This is a genomic window from Nocardia sp. NPDC057440, assembly GCF_042802915.1.
In the GTDB taxonomy this organism is placed as follows: Bacteria; Actinomycetota; Actinomycetes; order Mycobacteriales; family Mycobacteriaceae; genus Nocardia.
The window spans coordinates 30,753-48,779 of the sequence record NZ_JBHVDF010000004.1; the positions used below are offsets into that span (position 1 = coordinate 30,753).

The 18,027-nt window shown below is 67.2% G+C and carries 15 protein-coding genes; 11 read left to right on the top strand and 4 right to left on the bottom strand.

Translation table 11 applies throughout. From position 1 onward, the window contains the following. Window positions 1-74 precede the first annotated feature (74 nt). Together ACFU4Z_RS09200 and ACFU4Z_RS09205 are read right to left on the bottom strand one after the other, a co-directional pair. Window positions 75-1,559, bottom strand: coding sequence for an MFS transporter (locus ACFU4Z_RS09200; protein WP_379060927.1), 1,485 nt, complete (start codon window positions 1,557-1,559; stop codon window positions 75-77). A 148-nt stretch (window positions 1,560-1,707) separates the two neighbouring features. After that, entirely contained in the window at window positions 1,708-2,394 is a 687-nt protein-coding gene (locus tag ACFU4Z_RS09205) for a FadR/GntR family transcriptional regulator (RefSeq protein ID WP_379060928.1), read from the bottom strand. A 65-nt stretch (window positions 2,395-2,459) separates the two neighbouring features. Between ACFU4Z_RS09205 and ACFU4Z_RS09210 the strand changes: the two genes are divergently transcribed. The 6 genes from ACFU4Z_RS09210 to ACFU4Z_RS09235 all read left to right on the top strand — a co-directional run bounded on the left by ACFU4Z_RS09210 (window position 2,460) and on the right by ACFU4Z_RS09235 (window position 10,593). Then, window positions 2,460-3,722 carry a CynX/NimT family MFS transporter gene (locus ACFU4Z_RS09210; RefSeq protein WP_379060929.1) on the top strand — a complete coding sequence of 421 codons (1,263 nt, stop codon included), beginning with the start codon at window positions 2,460-2,462 and terminating at the stop codon, window positions 3,720-3,722. Window positions 3,723-4,052: 330 nt separating this feature from the next. Next, window positions 4,053-5,549 carry a nitrate/nitrite transporter gene (locus tag ACFU4Z_RS09215; RefSeq protein WP_379060930.1) on the top strand — a complete coding sequence of 499 codons (1,497 nt, stop codon included), beginning with the start codon at window positions 4,053-4,055 and terminating at the stop codon, window positions 5,547-5,549. A gap of 26 nt (window positions 5,550-5,575) precedes the next feature. Continuing rightward, window positions 5,576-8,125 carry a nitrite reductase large subunit NirB gene (gene nirB / locus ACFU4Z_RS09220; RefSeq protein WP_379060931.1) on the top strand — a complete coding sequence of 850 codons (2,550 nt, stop codon included), beginning with the start codon at window positions 5,576-5,578 and terminating at the stop codon, window positions 8,123-8,125. A gap of 64 nt (window positions 8,126-8,189) precedes the next feature. Next, entirely contained in the window at window positions 8,190-8,603 is a 414-nt protein-coding gene (nirD, locus tag ACFU4Z_RS09225; protein WP_379060932.1) for a nitrite reductase small subunit NirD, read from the top strand. Beyond that, a complete protein-coding gene (locus tag ACFU4Z_RS09230; protein WP_379060933.1) occupies window positions 8,600-9,820 on the top strand; it encodes a uroporphyrinogen-III synthase in 1,221 nt (406 codons plus the stop codon). The genes nirD and ACFU4Z_RS09230 overlap by 4 nt, the downstream gene beginning before the upstream one ends. Continuing rightward, the gene (locus ACFU4Z_RS09235; RefSeq protein WP_379060934.1) at window positions 9,820-10,593 is read left to right on the top strand and encodes a sirohydrochlorin chelatase; all 774 of its coding nucleotides are present in this window, start codon (window positions 9,820-9,822) and stop codon (window positions 10,591-10,593) included. Before ACFU4Z_RS09230 ends, ACFU4Z_RS09235 begins: the two co-directional genes overlap by 1 nt. Window positions 10,594-10,839: 246 nt before the next feature. Here ACFU4Z_RS09235 and ACFU4Z_RS09240 read toward each other — a convergent pair whose 3' ends face one another. After that, the gene (locus tag ACFU4Z_RS09240) at window positions 10,840-11,799 is read right to left on the bottom strand and encodes a GlxA family transcriptional regulator (RefSeq protein ID WP_379060936.1); all 960 of its coding nucleotides are present in this window, start codon (window positions 11,797-11,799) and stop codon (window positions 10,840-10,842) included. Window positions 11,800-11,939: 140 nt separating this feature from the next. Here ACFU4Z_RS09240 and ACFU4Z_RS09245 point away from each other — a divergent pair, with 140 nt between their 5' ends. From ACFU4Z_RS09245 to ACFU4Z_RS09260, 4 genes are all read left to right on the top strand, one after another. Further along, window positions 11,940-12,881, top strand: a complete 942-nt coding sequence (locus tag ACFU4Z_RS09245; protein WP_379060937.1) for a saccharopine dehydrogenase NADP-binding domain-containing protein — start codon at window positions 11,940-11,942, stop codon at window positions 12,879-12,881. A 115-nt stretch (window positions 12,882-12,996) separates the two neighbouring features. After that, window positions 12,997-13,821 (top strand): AMP-binding protein, encoded by an 825-nt coding sequence (locus tag ACFU4Z_RS09250; RefSeq protein WP_379060938.1) that lies wholly within the window; start codon window positions 12,997-12,999, stop codon window positions 13,819-13,821. Window positions 13,822-14,217: 396 nt separating this feature from the next. Then, window positions 14,218-15,195 carry an alpha/beta hydrolase gene (locus ACFU4Z_RS09255; RefSeq protein WP_379060939.1) on the top strand — a complete coding sequence of 326 codons (978 nt, stop codon included), beginning with the start codon at window positions 14,218-14,220 and terminating at the stop codon, window positions 15,193-15,195. Window positions 15,196-15,269: 74 nt separating this feature from the next. Beyond that, window positions 15,270-15,605 carry a TfoX/Sxy family protein gene (locus ACFU4Z_RS09260; protein WP_379060940.1) on the top strand — a complete coding sequence of 112 codons (336 nt, stop codon included), beginning with the start codon at window positions 15,270-15,272 and terminating at the stop codon, window positions 15,603-15,605. Window positions 15,606-15,614: 9 nt separating this feature from the next. Here the strand turns inward: ACFU4Z_RS09260 and ACFU4Z_RS09265 are convergent, their stop codons facing one another. Next, complete coding sequence (locus tag ACFU4Z_RS09265; RefSeq protein ID WP_379060941.1) at window positions 15,615-17,318, bottom strand: metallophosphoesterase; 1,704 nt, start codon at window positions 17,316-17,318, stop codon at window positions 15,615-15,617. Window positions 17,319-17,526: 208 nt separating this feature from the next. Between ACFU4Z_RS09265 and ACFU4Z_RS09270 the strand changes: the two genes are divergently transcribed. Beyond that, window positions 17,527-17,973 (top strand): cupin domain-containing protein, encoded by a 447-nt coding sequence (locus ACFU4Z_RS09270; RefSeq protein ID WP_379060942.1) that lies wholly within the window; start codon window positions 17,527-17,529, stop codon window positions 17,971-17,973. The last annotated feature ends 54 nt before the right edge of the window (window positions 17,974-18,027 follow it).

The window sequence follows — 18,027 nt, forward strand, 5'->3', positions numbered from 1 at the left end:
AACGCCACACCTCGGGTCCCGACCTGAGTCGGAACGAGCGGTGTGGCGCTCGGCTTGTACTGCGGCGCTGGTGGTTACACGTTGGCGTAGGCCAGCGAGGAGATCCGCTGGACGCCGAGCGAGGAGCGCAGGTAGAAGAACCAGGTGACGGTGGCCATCACCAGGAATGCGGCCGCGTAGGTCCAGAACGCGGGGGTCATGCTGTGGAAGTTGATGTTGGACAAGCGAAGTGCCTGCTGCAACAGGTACCCACCTGCCGCGCCGACCGCGCCGATGACACCGATGGCGGCGCCTGCCTGCCGCCGTGCCGATGCGACAGCGTCGGTGGCATCCAGACCGTGCTCCGAGGCGTACTTCTTGGCCTCGGCGCTGAAGATGGACGGGATCATCCGGTAGGTCGAACCGTTGCCGATGCCGGCGAGGACGAACAGCAGCAGGAACGAAATCAGGTACAGCGGGAAGCTTTTCAGCTCCACCGCGGCCACGATGAGCGCGCACGCCACCGTCATGCCGCCGAAAACGTACACCGTGATCTTGGCGCCGCCGACCTTGTCGGACACCCAGCCGCCGAACGGGCGGCTGAAGGAGCCGACCAGTGCGCCGAGGAACGCGAGGTTGCCGAGCGTGGTGATCCAGCCGATCTTGGCGAGGTCGGGGAAATTGGCCTTGATCAGGGTCGGGAAGGCGAAGGAGAACCCGATGAACGAGCCGAAGGTGCCGATGTAGAGGAACGACATCACCCAGGTGTGCCGGTTGGTCAGCGCCAGCTTGTAGGACTTGCCATCGGATTTGGCGGTGCTGATGCTGTCCATGTACCGAAGCGCGCCGAAGGCCGCGATCAGGATGAACGGCACCCACACCAGGACCGAGAGGGTGATGCCGAACCGGTAGCCCGCGGCATCCTTGGCCATGATGTGCGTGCCGAGCGTGATCAGCAGTGGCAGCACCAACTGGGTCTGGGCGACGCCGAGGTTGCCGCCCGCGGCATTGATGCCGAGGGCCGCACCCTTTTTGCCCTCGGGGAAGAAGAAGTTGATGTTGGCCATCGAGGACGAGAAGTTGCCGCCGCCGAAACCGGCGAGCGCGGCCAGGATCATGAACACCCACATCGGTGTGCCGGGGTGATTGATGAAATAGGCCAGGCCCAAGGTCGGGATCAACAGCATCGCCGCACTGAAGGCGGTGAAGGCTCGCCCGCCGAACTTGGGGATGGCGAAGGTGTAGGGAATGCGCAGCGCCGCGCCGACCAGGGTCGGGGTGGAGGTCAGCAGCAGGGCATTGCTCACCGCGGTCGGGTTGCCCTTGCCGAGACCGGCCAGGAAGTCGAAGCCCGCCAGGCCCATGCTGGTCACCACGGTGCCCCAGATGACCCAGACGCTGAAGCCGAGATTCTCGGCGAACACGGAGAAGATCAGGTTCTTACGAGCGGTGAGTTTGCCGCCCGATTCCCAGAATTTTGCGTTGTCAGGCTCCCAGGTATCCAGCCAGCGACCACGCTTCTGGTGCTCGAAAGTTGTTGTGTCCGACTGCTGGCCGGTGGCAGCTACTGTGGCGGTCATCGGCTTCCTCTCGATTGGGCTCGGCTTGTTGCCCAGCTACGGTCGAGACAAAGGTAGAAGCCGGTTGTTGCGTGCGAGTGGCCGTCGGTGACGTTCCCGGCAATTCCGACTCACATGGTGGGAAGACGCCCGGTGACCACTCGGTTACCTACCGTGCAGTTTCGTCACGCGCGGGATATTCGGCGATGAGCGTGGCGAGGAAACAGGTCGCCGCCTGAGCGGCCCGATCGGGGTCGCCGTCGATCACGGCCTGCACCAACTCGTTGTGCTCCGCGTCGAACGCGTCGTCGGATTTCTTGGTCCGCGCGCGGATCACCTGTTCGATGGTCGGCAACAGTGAGTCGTAGAACTCGAGGTACACCGCGTTGTGGCTGGCGACCACGATCGCGCGATGCAGTTCGACGTCGGCCTCGATGGCCGCCACGTTCTCCGCGTTCCAGCGCTCCTGGTTGCGTTCCTCCAGCAGGCGACGCAAATTCGCGATGTCGGAGTCGTCGCGGCGGCGCGCGGCCAGCGCGGCGGCGGTGGAGTCGAGGGCCTGGCGTAGTTCCAGGACGTCGCGCTCCTCCGCATCGGCGAAGTACTTCGCGAGCGTGCCGCCGACTTCGGAGGCGGCGATCACATAGGTACCGGAGCCTTGTCGGCGCTCCAGCATGCCTGCGTGGACGAGCGCTTGGACCGCCTCGCGCACGGTGTTCCTACCGGTGCCCGTTAGCTCGGTGAGCTCCGGTTCGGTAGGGATGCGAGAGCCGATAGGCCAACGGCCGGAACGGATTTCGGCACGCAGCTGTTCGGTGACCTGGGCTATGAGGCTGGTGCGCCGGACTGGTTGCACCGGAACAGAGTACCGCCCATCACAAATGGTTGCCTCCTATCATCGGGTCATCCTATGATTTCTCGGTGACCGCAACCCTCGAACAGACGACAACTCGCCTGGCATCCGACCAGGTCGAGCAGCGCCGACGTGCACTGACCGAGGGTCGCCTGCTGGTACTCGCCGCCATCGTCGTGTCCGCGCTCACCCTCCGCGTCGCGGTCACCGCATTCAGTCCGCTCGCCGAGCGAATCGGCGCCGACATCGGCTATTCGACCGCCGCGATCGGCGTCTTCGGCATGATCCCGACCGCGATGTTCGCGGTGTCCGGTCTGCTGACGCCGATCTCTGTACGCAGGCTCGGGCTGGAACGCACTGCCATGGTCGCCATGCTGACGGCCGGGCTCGGCATGTTGATCAGGGCAACCATCGGCAGCACCGTGGCCATGTTCGTCTTCTCCGCCCTCGCCCTCGCCGGCATGGGCATCGGCAATGTGGTGATTCCGCCGTTGGTGAAGCGGTACTTCCCGGACCGGCTCGCGGTGGTGAGCTCGCTGTACATCACCATGGTGCAGCTCGGCACCGTCGTGCCCGCACTTATCGCGGTGCCCGTCGCCGAGGCGCACGGCTGGCGGATCTCGCTCGGCTTGTGGGCGGTGCTCGGATTCGCCGCCGCGCTGCCGTGGATCGGTGTATTGCGCGATCGCCGCGGCCGCGACGTGCGCGACTCGACCGGCTTGCCCGCGGCGGGGCAGGAGCCCAAGGGCAAGGCGTGGCGCTCGCCGGTGGCCTGGGGCATGGCGGGCATGTTCGGCATGACCTCGCTGACCACGTACTCGATGTTCACCTGGTTGCCCAAAATCCTCGGCGAGGCGGGCGCGAGCGCCGCGTTCGGCGGCACAATGGTCGGGCTCTTCGCGCTGGTCGGGCTGGTTTCCGCGTTCACAGCACCGACCATCGTCGCGCGCTTCCGCAATCCGTTCCCATTCGTGGTCGGCTGCGCGCTGTTCTTCTTCATCGCGTTCTCCGGGCTGCTGATCGCACCGATGAGCGCACCGGTGCTGTGGGTGGTGCTGCTCGGCCTCGGCCCGAGCACCTTCCCGATGGCGCTCACGCTGATCAACCTGCGCACCAGAACCCCGCAGGGCTCGGCCTCGCTGTCGGGCTTCACCCAGGGCGTCGGTTACGCCGTGGCCTGTGTCGGGCCGCTGCTGTTCGGCATGCTGCACACCGCGACCGATGGTTGGCTCGCGCCGTTCGCGATGCTCAGCGTCGCGGTGCTGGTGCTGCTCACCGGCGCGTGGCAGGCCTGCAAGCCGCGGATGCTCGAAGACACCTGGAATCACTAGCGCCGGCGGGCGCCGGGACCCAGCCGTGATGCACCCTCATCCCGTCACGGCTGGGTCCCGGCGTTCGTCGCGGCTATCGAAATCTCACGTCGAGTTGCGAGGTCGTGACGGGGCGAGCATGCTGTGCGTCACACCCCGCACTGGCCGCCGATATCAAGGTCGGCTGTTTGTGACGCGTGGAAACTGTTGCGTCACATGCCCGAAACATTCGGTGGGTTCTCACCCCTGCGGCCGGGTAATCGTGAGCAACCGTTGATTTGACGGTCATTTCGCGCAGCATTTCGGCAATACCCGTTTCCTACGGTTGGGCTAACCGATTTTGGGAGGCCCTTGTTGAGCACGCTGACGCGTAACCACAACATCGAGCGCTGGGATGCCGAAGATGTCGCGGCCTGGGAGGCAGGCGGCAAAGATGTCGCCAAACGAAACCTGATCTGGTCGGTCTTCGCCGAGCACGTCGGTTTTTCGGTGTGGTCGATCTGGTCGGTCATGGTGCTGTTCATGCCCACCGACACATTCGGCATCGATCCGGCGGGCAAATTCTTTCTTGTCGCGGTGCCGACCCTCGTCGGCGCGATCCTGCGGATTCCCTACACCGTCGCGACGGCACGGTTCGGCGGTCGCAACTGGACCATTTTCAGCGCGGTGTTGCTGCTCATTCCGACGCTGCTCACGCTGTATTTCATCAACCAGCCCGGCACCTCGTACACGACCTTCCTCGTCGTCGCGGCCTTCGCCGGTTTCGGTGGCGGCAATTTCGCCTCTTCGATGACCAATATCAATGCCTTCTACCCGCAGCGGCTCAAGGGCTGGGCGCTCGGCCTGAACGCGGGCGGCGGAAATATCGGTGTTCCGGTCATCCAGCTGCTCGGCCTGCTGATCATCGCCACTCTCGGCAATGGCTACGCCTCGCTGATCTGCGCCGCCTACCTGGTGCTGGTCGCGCTGGCGGGTGTCGGCGCCGCGCTGTACATGGACAATCTGAAGAACCAGAAGGCCGACCTCTCGTACATGATCACGGCGCTGCGGGTGCCGCAGTCCTGGGCGATCGCGTTTCTCTACATCGGCACCTTCGGCTCCTTCATCGGCTACAGCTTCGCCTTCGGTCAGGTGCTGCAGATCAGCTTCAAGGCCGGTGGCGATACCGCGGCGCAGGCGGCGCTGCATGCCGCGCAGATCGCGTTCATCGGACCGTTGCTCGGGTCGCTGGCGCGTCCCTACGGCGGCAAATGGGCCGACAAGATCGGCGGCAGCAAGGTCACCATGTACGTCTTCGGGGCGATGATGGTCGCGGCCGTCGTCGTCGCGGCGGCCAGCACCGTCGGTGATCGCAACGGCGGTGTGCCCAGCGGTGCGGTGATGGTCACGCTGATCGGCGGGTTCATCGCGCTGTTCGTGCTGTCCGGCATCGGCAACGGATCGGTCACCAAGATCATCCCGTCGGTTTTCGACGCCAAGTCCAAGAGTCTGGACGTGAGCCAGGCCTCCCAGGCCGCGTGGTCGCAGAACACCTCGGGCGCCCTCATCGGTTTCGTCGGCGCCATCGGCGCGCTCGGCGGGGTCGGCATCAACCTGGTGCTGCGGTCTTCCTACGCCTCGACCGCGTCGGCCACGACCGCGTTCTGGGTCTTCATGGCCTTCTACGTGGCTTGCGCCGCGCTGACCTGGGTGGTCTTCCTGCGCCGCCCGAGCATGCGGTCGGCGTCCGCCGCCGCGAGCCTCGATTCCGACGTCGTCGTCGAGGCGGAGGCACTCGTCCTCGAGGCCGAAGCCGTCGACTCGACCAGCACCAAGTCCACGTCCGCCAGCCCGTCGGCCCGAGCCTGACGCCGAAATACCAACGGAGGACAGTCATGAACTCGACAGTCGAACCCGCTCAGCGCAAGATCGCCGTGGTCGTCGGCCACGGCATGGTCGGGCACCGCTTCGTGGAGGCACTGCGGTCCAGGGACGAGGCAGGCCAATGGCAGGTCGTCATCCTCAGCGAGGAGCGGCTGCCCGCCTACGACCGCGTCGGTCTGTCCTCCTATGTCGGCGTGTGGGACACGAGCGCGCTCGCATTGCCCGGCAACGAGTACGCGGGTGACGACCTGGTCGAGTTGCGGCTCGGTCAGCGTGCCGACGCCATCGACCGGGCGGCTCGCAAGGTCACCACCTCCGCGGGCGACACCATCGCCTACGACGCGCTGGTGCTCGCCACCGGGTCGTACCCGTTCGTGCCGCCGGTGCCGGGCCACGACCTGCCGGAGTGCTTCGTCTACCGCACCCTCGACGACCTGGACGGGATCCGGGCGACTGCGACGGCGGCCGGCCCCGGCGCGGTCGGTGTGGTCGTCGGCGGTGGTCTGCTCGGACTGGAAGCGGCCAACGCGCTGCGGTTGCTCGGGATGACTCCGCACGTGGTGGAGTACAACGCCAGGCTGATGCCTGCCCAGGTCGACGAGGGCGGTGGCGCCATCCTGGAGCGCCTGGTCTCCGACCTCGGCCTGGAAGTGCACACGGGCGTCGGCACCTCGTCGATCGAGGCCGATGCGGACAGCACGCCGGGCGGCCGATTGAAGGTCACCCTCTCCGACGAGACGGTGATCGACGCCGCGCTGGTGGTGTTCTCCGCCGGTGTCCGCCCGCGCGATCAGATCGCCCGTGACTCCGGTCTGGAGGTCGGCCCGCGCGGCGGCATCATCACCGACCTCGGCTTGCGGACCTCGGACCCGAACGTTTACGCGATCGGCGAATGCGCTGCCGTCGAGGGCACCTGCTATGGGTTGGTCGCCCCCGGCTACACCACCGCGGAGATCGTCGCGGACCGATTGCTCGGTGGCGCAGGCGAATTCCCCGGCGCGGATATGTCGACCAAGCTCAAGCTGCTGGGTGTCGATGTGGCCAGCTTCGGTGATGCGCACGGCACCACGGAGGGCGCACTGTCGGTGGTGCTGCACGACGCCGCCAAGGGCACCTACGCCAAACTCGTTGTCTCCGACGATGCCAAGATCCTGCTCGGTGGCATCCTGATCGGCGACGCCACCGCCTACGCGGCACTGCGTCCGCTGGTCGGTCGCCCGCTTCCTGCCGAGCCCGCCGCGCTGATCTCCCCGGCCGGTGCCGAACTCGGCGCGGACGCATTGCCCGATGACGCCCAGATCTGCTCCTGCAATAACGTTTCCAAGGGCGCGATCTGCGGTGCGATCGGCGACGGCGCCTGCGATGTGCCTGCGATCAAGAGCTGCACCTCCGCTGGAACTTCGTGCGGCGGTTGCGTTCCCATGCTCAAGAAGCTGCTGGAGCAGTCCGGCGTCGAGATGTCCAAGGCGCTGTGCGAGCACTTCGGCCAGTCGCGTGCCGAGCTGTTCCAGATCGTCCAGGTCACCGGCATCCGCACCTTCTCCGCCCTGATCGCCAAGCACGGCAAGGGCACCGGCTGCGATATCTGCAAGCCGACGGTCGCCTCCGTCCTGGCCTCCACCTCGAGCGAGCACATCCTCGACGGCGAGCAGGCCGCACTGCAGGACACCAACGACCACTTCCTTGCCAACCTGCAGAAGAACGGCACCTACTCCGTGGTGCCGCGGATGCCAGGTGGCGAGGTCACCGCCGACCAGTTGATCACCATCGGCGAGGTGGCCAAGGAGTTCGGTCTCTACGTCAAGGTCACCGGCGGTCAGCGCATCGACCTGTTCGGCGCGCGGGTCGAACAGCTGCCGCTGATCTGGAAGCGCCTCGTGGATGTCGGCATGGAGTCCGGCCACGCCTACGGCAAGTCGCTGCGCACCGTGAAGAGCTGTGTCGGCTCCACCTGGTGCCGCTATGGTCAGCAGGACTCGGTCGGCATGGCCGTGCTGCTGGAGAAGCGGTACCGCGGCCTGCGTTCGCCGCACAAGCTCAAGCTGGCGGTATCCGGGTGCGCTCGGGAATGCGCGGAGGCTCGTGGCAAGGACGTCGGTGTCATCGCCACCGAAAACGGCTGGAACCTCTACGTCGGCGGCAACGGTGGTCTCACACCCAAGCACGCGGTGCTGCTCGCCGGTGAGCTCGATGACGAGACGCTGATCAAGTACATCGACCGATACCTGATGTTCTACATTCGCACCGCCGACCGCCTGCAGCGCACCGCGCCGTGGCAAGAGGCCCTCGAGGGCGGTATGGACTATCTCAAGCAGGTCGTCTGCGAGGACAGCTTGGGCATCGCCGATGATCTCGAGGCCGCGATGGCTCAGCATGTCGCCGGCTACCGCGACGAATGGGCCGCGGTGCTCGACGACGAAAAGAAGCTGTCGCGTTTCGTCTCCTTCGTCAACGCCCCCGAAGAGTCGGATCCGACCATTTCGTTCGACGACAGCGGGGAACGCAAGGTGCCGGTGTTGCTCGGGATGCCGGAACTCCCGGTCGCCTCGAGCGGGCAATAACCGCGTAACCCCCTAGAAACAGGACGCCGGTACCAATGGGTAAGGCGTTTGGAGGATGACACCGATGACCGTGATCGATACCCCCGGCTTTAGCGCGGCAGCCACCACCGGGTGGACGCAGGCTTGCCGGCTCGACTACCTGATTCCCGGCCGCGGCGTTGCGGTGTTGCTCAAAGGCGGCCGGCAGGCCGCCTTGTTCCTGCTATCGGACGGCACACTCGCTGCCGTCGGCAATATCGATCCGATCGGTCGAGCGGCCGTGATGTCGCGCGGGATCGTCGGTGATCGCGGCGGTATTCCCGTCGTGGCCTCACCGCTGCTGAAGCAGGCGTTCTCGTTGCTCGACGGGCATTGCCTCGACGACGATTCGGCAGCGCTGCCGGTGTACGCGGTGCGGGTCTACGACGGCATCGTTTCGATTTCCAACGAGCCGGTCGCCTCCGAGCTCGACTCCTCCACGGACGGTCGATCGGCATGACAACAATCGACGCGGGCGCCTGCCTGGCCGGATTCACGGTCGGCATCACGGCGGCCAGGCGAGCAGACGAGTTCGCCACGCTGCTGGTTCGACGAGGCGCCGGTGTCGTCTCCGCCCCGGCCATTCGGATCATTCCACTCGCCGACGACACCGAATTGGAGCGGGTGACCCGGCTGCTCGTCGAGGATCCGCCACAGATCGCGGTGGCCACCACCGGAATCGGCTTCCGTGGCTGGATGGAGGCTGCCGAGGGCTGGGGGATCGCCGAAGATCTGCGCGGCACGCTGGCTTCGGTCCGGATGCTCGCGCGCGGACCGAAGGCCAAGGGGGCCATCCGCGCCGCGGAACTGCGCGAGGAATGGTCGCCTGCCTCGGAGTCCTCGGCCGAGGTGCTCGACCATCTGCTCGCCGAGGGCGTCGAAGGCGTGCGGATCGCGGTCCAATTGCACGGCGCCACCACCGAATGGGAGCCGGTCCCCGACTTCTGTGAGGTATTGCGATGTGCGGGAGCGGATGTCGTTCCGGTCCCGGTGTATCGCTGGATTCCGCCGGAGGATCAGGGTCCGATGGACAACCTGATCGAGGCCATCGTCACCGGAAACCTGGACTGCGTGACCTTCACCAGTGCGCCTGCCGTGGCGTCACTATTGATGCGCGCCAAGGAAACCGGGCTGATCGAGGGGGTGCTGCACGCGTTGCGCGGCCGGGTGCTGCCTGCCTGCGTCGGGCCGATCACGGCGGCGCCGCTCGAGGAACTCGGTGTGCCGACCACGATGCCGGGCCGGGCCCGGCTGGGTGCGCTGGCCAGGCATGTCGCCGAGGAGCTGCCGCGGCGTGCGAATCGAATCTATGCGGCGGGGCACACGATCAGCGTGCGCGGCGCGTGTGTGGTCGTCGACGGATCGGTGCGGCAGCTCGCGCCCGCGCCGATGGCGTTGATGCGGTCGCTTGCTCGCCAGCCCGGTCGGGTCGTGTCCCGCGAGGACCTGCTCGCGGCGCTGCCCGGCGGCGGTGACGACACGCATGCCGTGGAAACCGCGATCGCCAGGCTGCGTGCCGGGCTCGGCACCCCGAAAGCGATCCAGACCGTGGTCAAACGGGGCTATCGCCTGGCGCTGGACGCCGTCGAATGCACCGACAACTATCCGCGCCCGGAGCTGTCCGGTATCGCGACACCGGTGCGGGCGGCGCGATACGCACAGATCACGGGGCGCTGATGACGGCTCCGGCCCTGGTTCTGGTGGCGCACGGCACCAGGAGCGCCAAGGGCGTGCAGATGATCGCCGCGCTGGCCGAGGCGGTGACGCGGGAACTCGGCGCCGCGGTTTCGGTGCGCGGCGCCGGTTCTCCCGGTACCTCGGATTCCGAGCCGCCCGTGGTGCGCACCGCATTCGTCGATGTGCTCGGCCCTTCGCCGTCGGAGGTCCTGGGTGACCTCACCGATGCCGCAGGGGAAGCCGTTGCGGCCGTGGTGGTTCCGGCCTTCCTGGCCTCCGGGTACCACGTGTATCACGATGTGCCGCGGGAAGTGTCGGACAGCGGCCACCCCGCCGTCGCCGTCACTGCGGCCATGGGTCCGGACCCGGCGCTGGCGCGGGTCATGGCCATGCGCTTGCGCGCGGCAGGTTGGCGTCCCGGTGATGCGGTGGTCTTCGCCGCCGCGGGATCCTCCGATGCCAGGGCTCGCCAGGATGTTCGGCGTGCCGCGGCGATGCTCGCCGAGCACCTCGGCGCACCGGTTCGCATCGGCTATGTCGCGACCGGAGCGCCACGCGTTCCGGACGTGGTTGCCGCCCTGCGCGACTCGGGCCCCCAACGAGTCTTCATCGCCTCCTACCTGCTGGCGCACGGCCTGTTCCAGCAGCGGTTGCACGACGCGGGAGCTGACGGCGTCGCCGAGCCGATCGGCGTCCATCCGGCTGTCGTCCGCCTCATCGCGAACCGTTATCGCAGCGCCGCACGCGAATTGGTCCGCGTCCGCGCGCTCTGATCGCACCTTCGGTCGCTGTCGCCATCTCGGCGAACGATCGCCTACGACGGTGGTATCAGCGCGTCCCGATTCCCGTTCCGCCAGAAGATCGGACTGTCCGGAATCGGCCGACCGTGACTCTGCTCGTCGGCGCGCGCACGACCTCGGCAATGGATTCCAACGTCTTGCCCGGTGGTCTGCGTGCGATCGTGGGGCCTCGGAATTCGCCGCACGAGGGCGCCGGTCGTGCCGGATCGGGAACCGTCTTCACACGGACCGGCGCGGCGTCCGGGTGAACGAGGCCCGGTAGACGGTCGGCGGGATACCGACGTGGCGGATCATGTGCTGACGCAGCGATTCCGCGGAGCCGATGCCGCTGTGCCTGGCCACCTGATCCATCGGAAGTGCGGTGGATTCGAGCAGTTCCCTTGCCCGCTGGATGCGTTGGTGCAGAAGCCATTTCTGTGGGCTGAGTCCGGTCTCCTCGTGGAAGCGGCGGGTGAGGGTGCGCACGCTGGTGCGGGCGTGGCCGGCCAGCTCGTCGAGGGACAGGGGCGTGTCGAGGCGTTCCATGGCCCAGTTGCGGGTGGCGGCCAGGGAAAGGCCGTTCTCGGGCGGCAGTGGGGCGTCGACGAATTGGGCCTGGCCACCGGGGCGAACCGGCGTGACGACGGCGGCGCGGGCGGCCGCGTTGGCGATGGTCGCGCCGTAGTCGCAGCGAATCAGGTGTAGGCACAGGTCGATTCCGGCGGCAGCCCCCGCTGCGGTGGTGAGCGGTCCGTCCTCGATGAACAGGGCGTCGCTGCGGACGGTCACGTCGGGGAACATCGTGGCCAGCTCGTCGGCGAGTCCCCAATGAGTGGTCGCGGTGCGGCCCGCGAGCAGGCCCGCCTGGGCGAGCACGAAGGCGCCGCTGCAGATGGAGGTGACGCGTTTGCCCTGGTCCACGGCGCGCCGCAACGCCGCCAGGGTGGCTTGGTCGGCCGTGCCGCGACTACCGGTGCTCGGCACGATGACCGTGTCCGCCTCGTCGATGGCGTCCAAGCCGCGCGCCACCACGACATCGAAACCGCCGAGGGTGGCCCGCACCACGCCAGGCTCGGCGGTGCACACCACTATCCGGTACCCGGGCTCGCCGTCCGTCGTCACCGCACCGAGCAGTGTTTCGGGCATGGCGAGGTCGAAGGCCTTCACCGGCGCTACCGCGACAACCGCCACAGTCTTCATGGCCTGATCCTTGGGATAGATGGCTAATCGGCCACTAGCCTACCTCCCGCGCGGCGGGCACAGTTGATCTCACGCGCTCGGCAACGGCATCCGAGCCTCCGACGATCGCGTGAATTAACTTGTCTGAGAAGGGAACTCGCATGCCAACGCATGTCATTATCGGCCGTGGCGGCACCGCATCGGCCACCGCGGTTCGGCTGGCCGAGTCCGGCGACCAGGTACGGGTGGTCAGCCGCAGCGGGACAGGTCCGGAGCACCCGAATATCGAACGGATCGCGCTCGACGCTGGTGATACAGCCGCCCTCGCCGCACTGGCGAAGGGCGCCGACACCGTGTTCAACCTGGCCATGCCCCCCTATCACACGTGGCCAGAGACGGTGCCGCCCTTGTTCGGGTCTATCCAGTCGGCCGCGGAGCAGTCCGGAGCGAACTATGTGATGCTCGGCAACCTGTATGGCTACGGCCCGTCGAACAGCGTCCTCACCGAAGACGCACCGCTCGCGGCGACCGGGCCCAAGGGCCGGGTGCGCGCGCAGATGTGGCAGGACGCGAAGGTCGCGCACGATGCGGGCAGGCTGCGCGCGACCGAGGTGCGGGCCGGGCAGTTCCTCGGCGCGGGCGCGGCGTCGCTGTTCTCGATCGTGGTGCAGCCGAAAGTCCTTGCCGGACAGCTTGCGCTGGTGCCTCAGGAACTCGACCTGCCGCATACCTACACCGCGATCGGCGACGCCGCGGCCGCGCTGGTCGCGGTGGCCCGTGACGATCGGGCGTGGGGCAGGGCCTGGCTGGCGCCGAGTATCACATCTACTGTGCGTGAGGTCGCCGAGCGGTTCGCCGCCGCGGCAGGCGCGCCCGCGCCGCACCTGTCGGTGATGACGGATCGGGAATTGACGCTGCTGGGCAATACCGATCCGTTCTGGGGTGAGTTGTTCGAGACCTACTACATGTCGCACCGGAAGTTCACCGTCGACGATTCGGCGATTCGGAACACTTTCGGCGTCACCGCCAGCGATCTCGACGACGTACTCGCGGAGGTGGTAGGCGTAATCGGCATCCGGCCGGGCCCGACGGTTCCGGCGTAGCCCCAGCCAGGGCGACATCCGGACGGCGTGGAATACCAGCACCTCCCCAGCGGATGCCGTAGGTTTGCCCGGACATTCTTCAGCAGCATACTTTCCGATATAGCGGGGAGGCGTTGTGACGGGATTCGGCGACGACACCGTGCCGGAGGCTCGGCGAAGCGTGCGCGCCGACGTCGCGCAGACCGGATTGCTGCCGGAACTGCTGCAGGCAGGGACCGCTCCTGACGCGGTCGCCCTGCGTGATGGTGAGCGCAGCATGACCTACCGGGAGTTGGACGAGGCGTCCTCGCGTTGGGCGCGGGAGCTGATGGCGGATGGTGCGGGGCCCGGGGAGTTCGTCGTAGTCGCGGTGCCGCGCTCCCCGGAATCCGTGCTGGCGCTGTGGGCCGTGGCCAAGACAGGCGCCTGCTTCGTGCCGGTCGACCCGGTCGAGCCTGCCTGCCGCATCGCCGCGGTGATCGCGGATTCCGGTGCACGCCAAGGACTCACGATCGCCACGGTACGGCCGAGCCTGCCCTGTTCCGGTGAATTCACACCTCGCCAGGGCGTCGGCGTCGCCGCCGGTGATGCGGCCCGATATGGCACGGGCATCGCACCACGGCGCGGAGCTGATGATGCGGCGCAGTGTGATATCGCCGCGGCGCGTTCCGACGGAGCAGACCACTGCGGTCGGCACCGCATCGATTGGCTGGCGCTCGACGATCCCCGCGCGGTCGGGAGGGCCGCAAGGCAGGCGGGCTCCCCGGTGGGCAATGCCGATCGGGCGCGTGCGCTCCGGCCGGGTCATCCCGCCTATCTGATCTACGCCTCTGGCAGCACGGGAACGCCGAAAGGTGTTGTCGTCACACATCGTGAGCTCGGAGCGCTGACCGGCTACATCATCGATCACTATGGCGTACACGATGAGTCCGTTGTCTTCCCGATATCGGGATTCACCTGATGGGCGGTTCGGACCCCGTCCATGGTCCACCCGGGGTGTCGGCCGGGAGCGGAAGTGCGAGCACGATGATCTGTCCTGTCGTGCGGTCGCGCCTCGGGTGTATCGCCGAACCTGTGGGCGCCATCAGCAGCGGACCATGACAACACCCGATTCTGCTTCGGCGAGCCGATCAGCACCGGCTTCCCGTTCCTCGTCGCAGGCGCGGAGTGGCTGTACGCCTACCCGTCGTAGGCCGCACAGGGATCGGCCGCGCAGCTGCGCTGATCGATTGCTGGATGGATGCGACGCGCGGACCTAACCTGCGATAGCAGCACCGACATGCGGGCGTATTCGACATGAGAACACGCGCGCCGAATGTCCGAGCCTCCAGCATTCCGATGCGCAAGAATCCAGGATATGTACCGGCTGCTGCGATGCCTGGTTTCCCTCCTTGCCCTTTCCGCTGCGATAGTCCCAGCTACGGCGGCTGTGGCCGACCCGGGCGGCTCCAGCATCCTCGATGTGCGCCCGCTCGGTGGACGGCAACTCGAGGTGGTGGTCCACTCGGCGGCGATGAATCGTCCGATCACGCTGTGGATGTCGCATCCTGGTCCTGGCGCGCCTGCTCTGTATTTGCTGAATGCCGTGGACGGCGGCGAAGAGGGCGGCCCGTGGACAAACCGCACCGATGTCGCGGACTTCTTCGCGGACAAGAACGTCAACGTGATCCTTCCGATGAGCGGGCGGGCCAGCTATTACACCGACTGGCTGCGCGACGATCCCGCGCTCGGCCGCAATCAGTGGACCACCTTCCTGACCAGGGAGCTGCCCCCGCTGCTCGAGTCGCGTTTCGGGATGACCGGGCGCAATGCCGTTGCGGGACTGTCCATGTCCGCGACGTCCGCACTGAACCTCGCGATCGGCGCACCCGGCTTCTATCAGGCCGTCGGCGCTTACAGCGGGTGTCCGCGGACCAGCGACCCGGCGGCGAATGCCTATGTCCACGCCTCGCTCGCGCCGTTCGGCGCGAATGCCGACAACATGTGGGGCGCACCCGACAACCCGTTGTGGGCCGAGCACGATCCGATGGTGCAGACCGAGCGCCTGCGCGGCGTCGCCCTCTACGTTTCGGCGGGCAACGGCGCTCCCGGCGTGCACGAGACCCTCGGTGACCCTGGCATCAACGGCAATCCCGCGCGGCTGGCGGACCGCATGCTCGTCGGTGGCGTCATGGAAACCATCATCGGCGGCTGCACCCGCCCCTTCACCGACCGCCTCGCCGCGCTCGGCATCCCCGCCGTGGTGAATTTGCGCCCCGGCACGCACGCCTGGGCCTACTGGCAAGACGACCTGCACGAGTCCTGGCCGATGTTCGCCGCGGCTATCGGCGCATAACCGCAGGCGAGCGGGGTCACCGCGCCGGAAGCGATGCCGCGAACCTGTCGGTACCCGGGGCGACAATATGACCTATGGCATACGACGTGGAACTGGCCGACCGGATCCGGGAGCTCATCGAACCCGGACCCGATCTGACCGAGAAGAAGATGTTCGGCGGTCTGGCATTCCTGATCGGCGGCAATATGGCGGTGGCGGCCAGCAGGCAGGGCGGGCTGCTGGTGAGGGTCGATCCCGAGCAATCCGACGAACTGCTCGCCGACGACTTCGTCGAGACGATGGTGATGGGCGGCCGGTCGATGCGCGGCTGGCTGCGGGTCACCGACGAAGCGCTGGCGAGCGACGAGGCGCTGCACGAGTGGGTGCAGCGCAGTGTCGACTACGCCCGCTCGTTGCCCGCGAAGAAGTGATGCGTCGAGCTACGGCCTGGCCAGCCGCCGGAAGGTGACCCGGTCGAACTCGCGACCGTATTCGTCCACGGCGACCACCTCCATTTCGCTGGAGAAGATGCCGGGCCGGACATCGACGCGCAGGAACGAGTAGTTGCGGAAGCGGACTCGCGACCACGGGGCCGATTCGTCCTGCTTGTCGCCGCCGGGTGTCCACACGTAGCTGTTGGGCACGGTGGTCTCCGGCAACTCGTTGCCGCGGAACGATTCCCGGGAGCCGTGCTGGAAGTCGTAGCGCGGCCGTCCACCGCCGCCGACGGTGTAGTAGACGGTGCCGTCGGTTTCCGGATAGACCAGGGAGTTGTCGCCTGCGACCTTCGTCGCCGCGCCTGCGCGAATCGGGTCGGTCCGTTCGTAGACATGGTTGTGGCCCTGCAGCACCAGATCTACCTGATACCTGTCGAACAGCCCGGTCCAGGCATCGCGGACGCCGCCGTCGCTGGCGTGCGCTTCGGTGGTCGAGTAGGCGCAGTGGTGGAAGAAGCAGACAATGAAGTCGATGTCCGGGTTCGCGCGGTAGCCCGCGAGGGTGCGTTCGACCCAACTCGTCTGCGCCCCACCGGAATACCCGGTGTTCGCTCGAATCTCATAGGAGACGTCGTTGGCGTCGAGCGAGAGCACCGCGACATTGCCGTAGGTGAACGAATACGCCGAGGGGCACCCGGCCGGGCCATTTCCGGGGAAGTCCAGGCGTGCCAGATGTCCGGCGTAACCGTGGCTTCCGTAGGTCGCTTCCATATCGTGGTTACCCGTGGCGAACAGCCACGGCGTCTGAGCGGCGCTGAGCTCGATGGCGCCGAAGTAGACATCCCACACATACGGATTGAACTTGTCGAACCCGCTCGGTAGTTGCGCGCCGTGGGCTACGAACTGATTGGGCTTTCCGGCGCCCGAGGGATCCGCATAGGCGATATCTCCGGCGAGGATATGGAAATCAGGTGCGGCGGAGGCGATCTGGCGCAGCACGTTGGACGCGTGCGGCGCTGTCGGGTCGTTGTCCGGCTTGTAGTACTTGTCGTCGTAATCGCCCGCCGCGACACCGATCGGCTGTCCCGGAGTCGCGTCGGTGCCCTGGTCGCCCATCATGGTGAAGCGGAACGGCACGATCGCGGCGCGCGCGGTGGGCATCGCAGGGGCCGCGGTCCGGATGTCGCCGAGGAAGCCGTCCGCGGTCCGCCACCGGTAGAAGTGCGGCAGTCGCCCCGGCAGCCCGTCCACCGGCGCGTGCACATAGAACTGCTCCGCGGCGAGCACCCCGCCGTCACTCGACGGCACCTGGGTGAGCAGATTGCGGACCTCGGCCTCGACGGTCCCGCCGAGTGCGGGCGTCGGCCCGTGGTCCAGAAAAACCTTCGCACCCGCGGGCGAACGGGACAGTTGGCCGGAGAACCGGAGTTGGCTCGCCGCATCCGCCCCGTATCCGACGTGCCGCCCGCCGACCGCGAGCTGCGCCCCTTCGGCATAAGCCCGCTTGCCGAACGGGGAGGCGCCGACCGCCGCGACCGCCGCCGCGGCGGCCGCACCGCGCAGGACATTGCGCCGGGATACCGCGTGGCGGCGCAGGAAAGCCCGATGCCACGCGTGCTGCTCGGCCATCGTCATATGGGCGGCCGAGCCTGCTGGTATTCCGGTGTCCGGGATGTCACCCGCTGGATTCAAGGAATTCGACGGCATGGCATCCGATGCTGGACGTCCGCGGCGCGTCCAGCAACTCGACACCAGCAAGCCGTACGCGAATAGTGGGTGAACTCGCACACCGTGAGCCACGCCGATTACGACATATCGGATAATCGGTGCAAATTGGCCGAATACTTCAGTGGCCCAGAAGCTCTCGGCCGTTCGGCCCTTCCCCGTGGCAGGCGCCGATGATTAGGCTGCCTCGATGACGCCATTCATACGTGCGGGCATCGCGGTGCTGATGCTGGGCGGTTCATCCTTGGGCGCGGCCACCGCGCACGCCACCCCGGGGTCGGACATCACCGCGGTCACCTTGGCTCAAACCCAGATACCGGCCGGGTTGCTGCCTTTCGTCGCGGGAACGGACCTCGTCGTCCGCGAAATCACCATCGGCCCAGGCGGTTCCACCGGGTGGCACTACCATGACGGCCCGGTCTTCGCCTTCGTTCGCTCCGGCACCCTGACCCACCCCGGCCCGGACTGTGTCGCCCCCGTGTACCGAACGGGCGAGTTCATCTACGAACCTCCCGGCGCGTGGAATGTCCATATCGGGCGGAACCTGGGCACCGAACCGCTGGTCCTCGACGCGGTCTATGCCCCACCCGCCGGCAGACCGCTCTTCCAGGACGCGGACGCCCCGCCCTGCGCTTGACCCGCACTGAGCGCCCGCGAAAAGAATCTCGAGAAATCTCCCCGACATACGTCG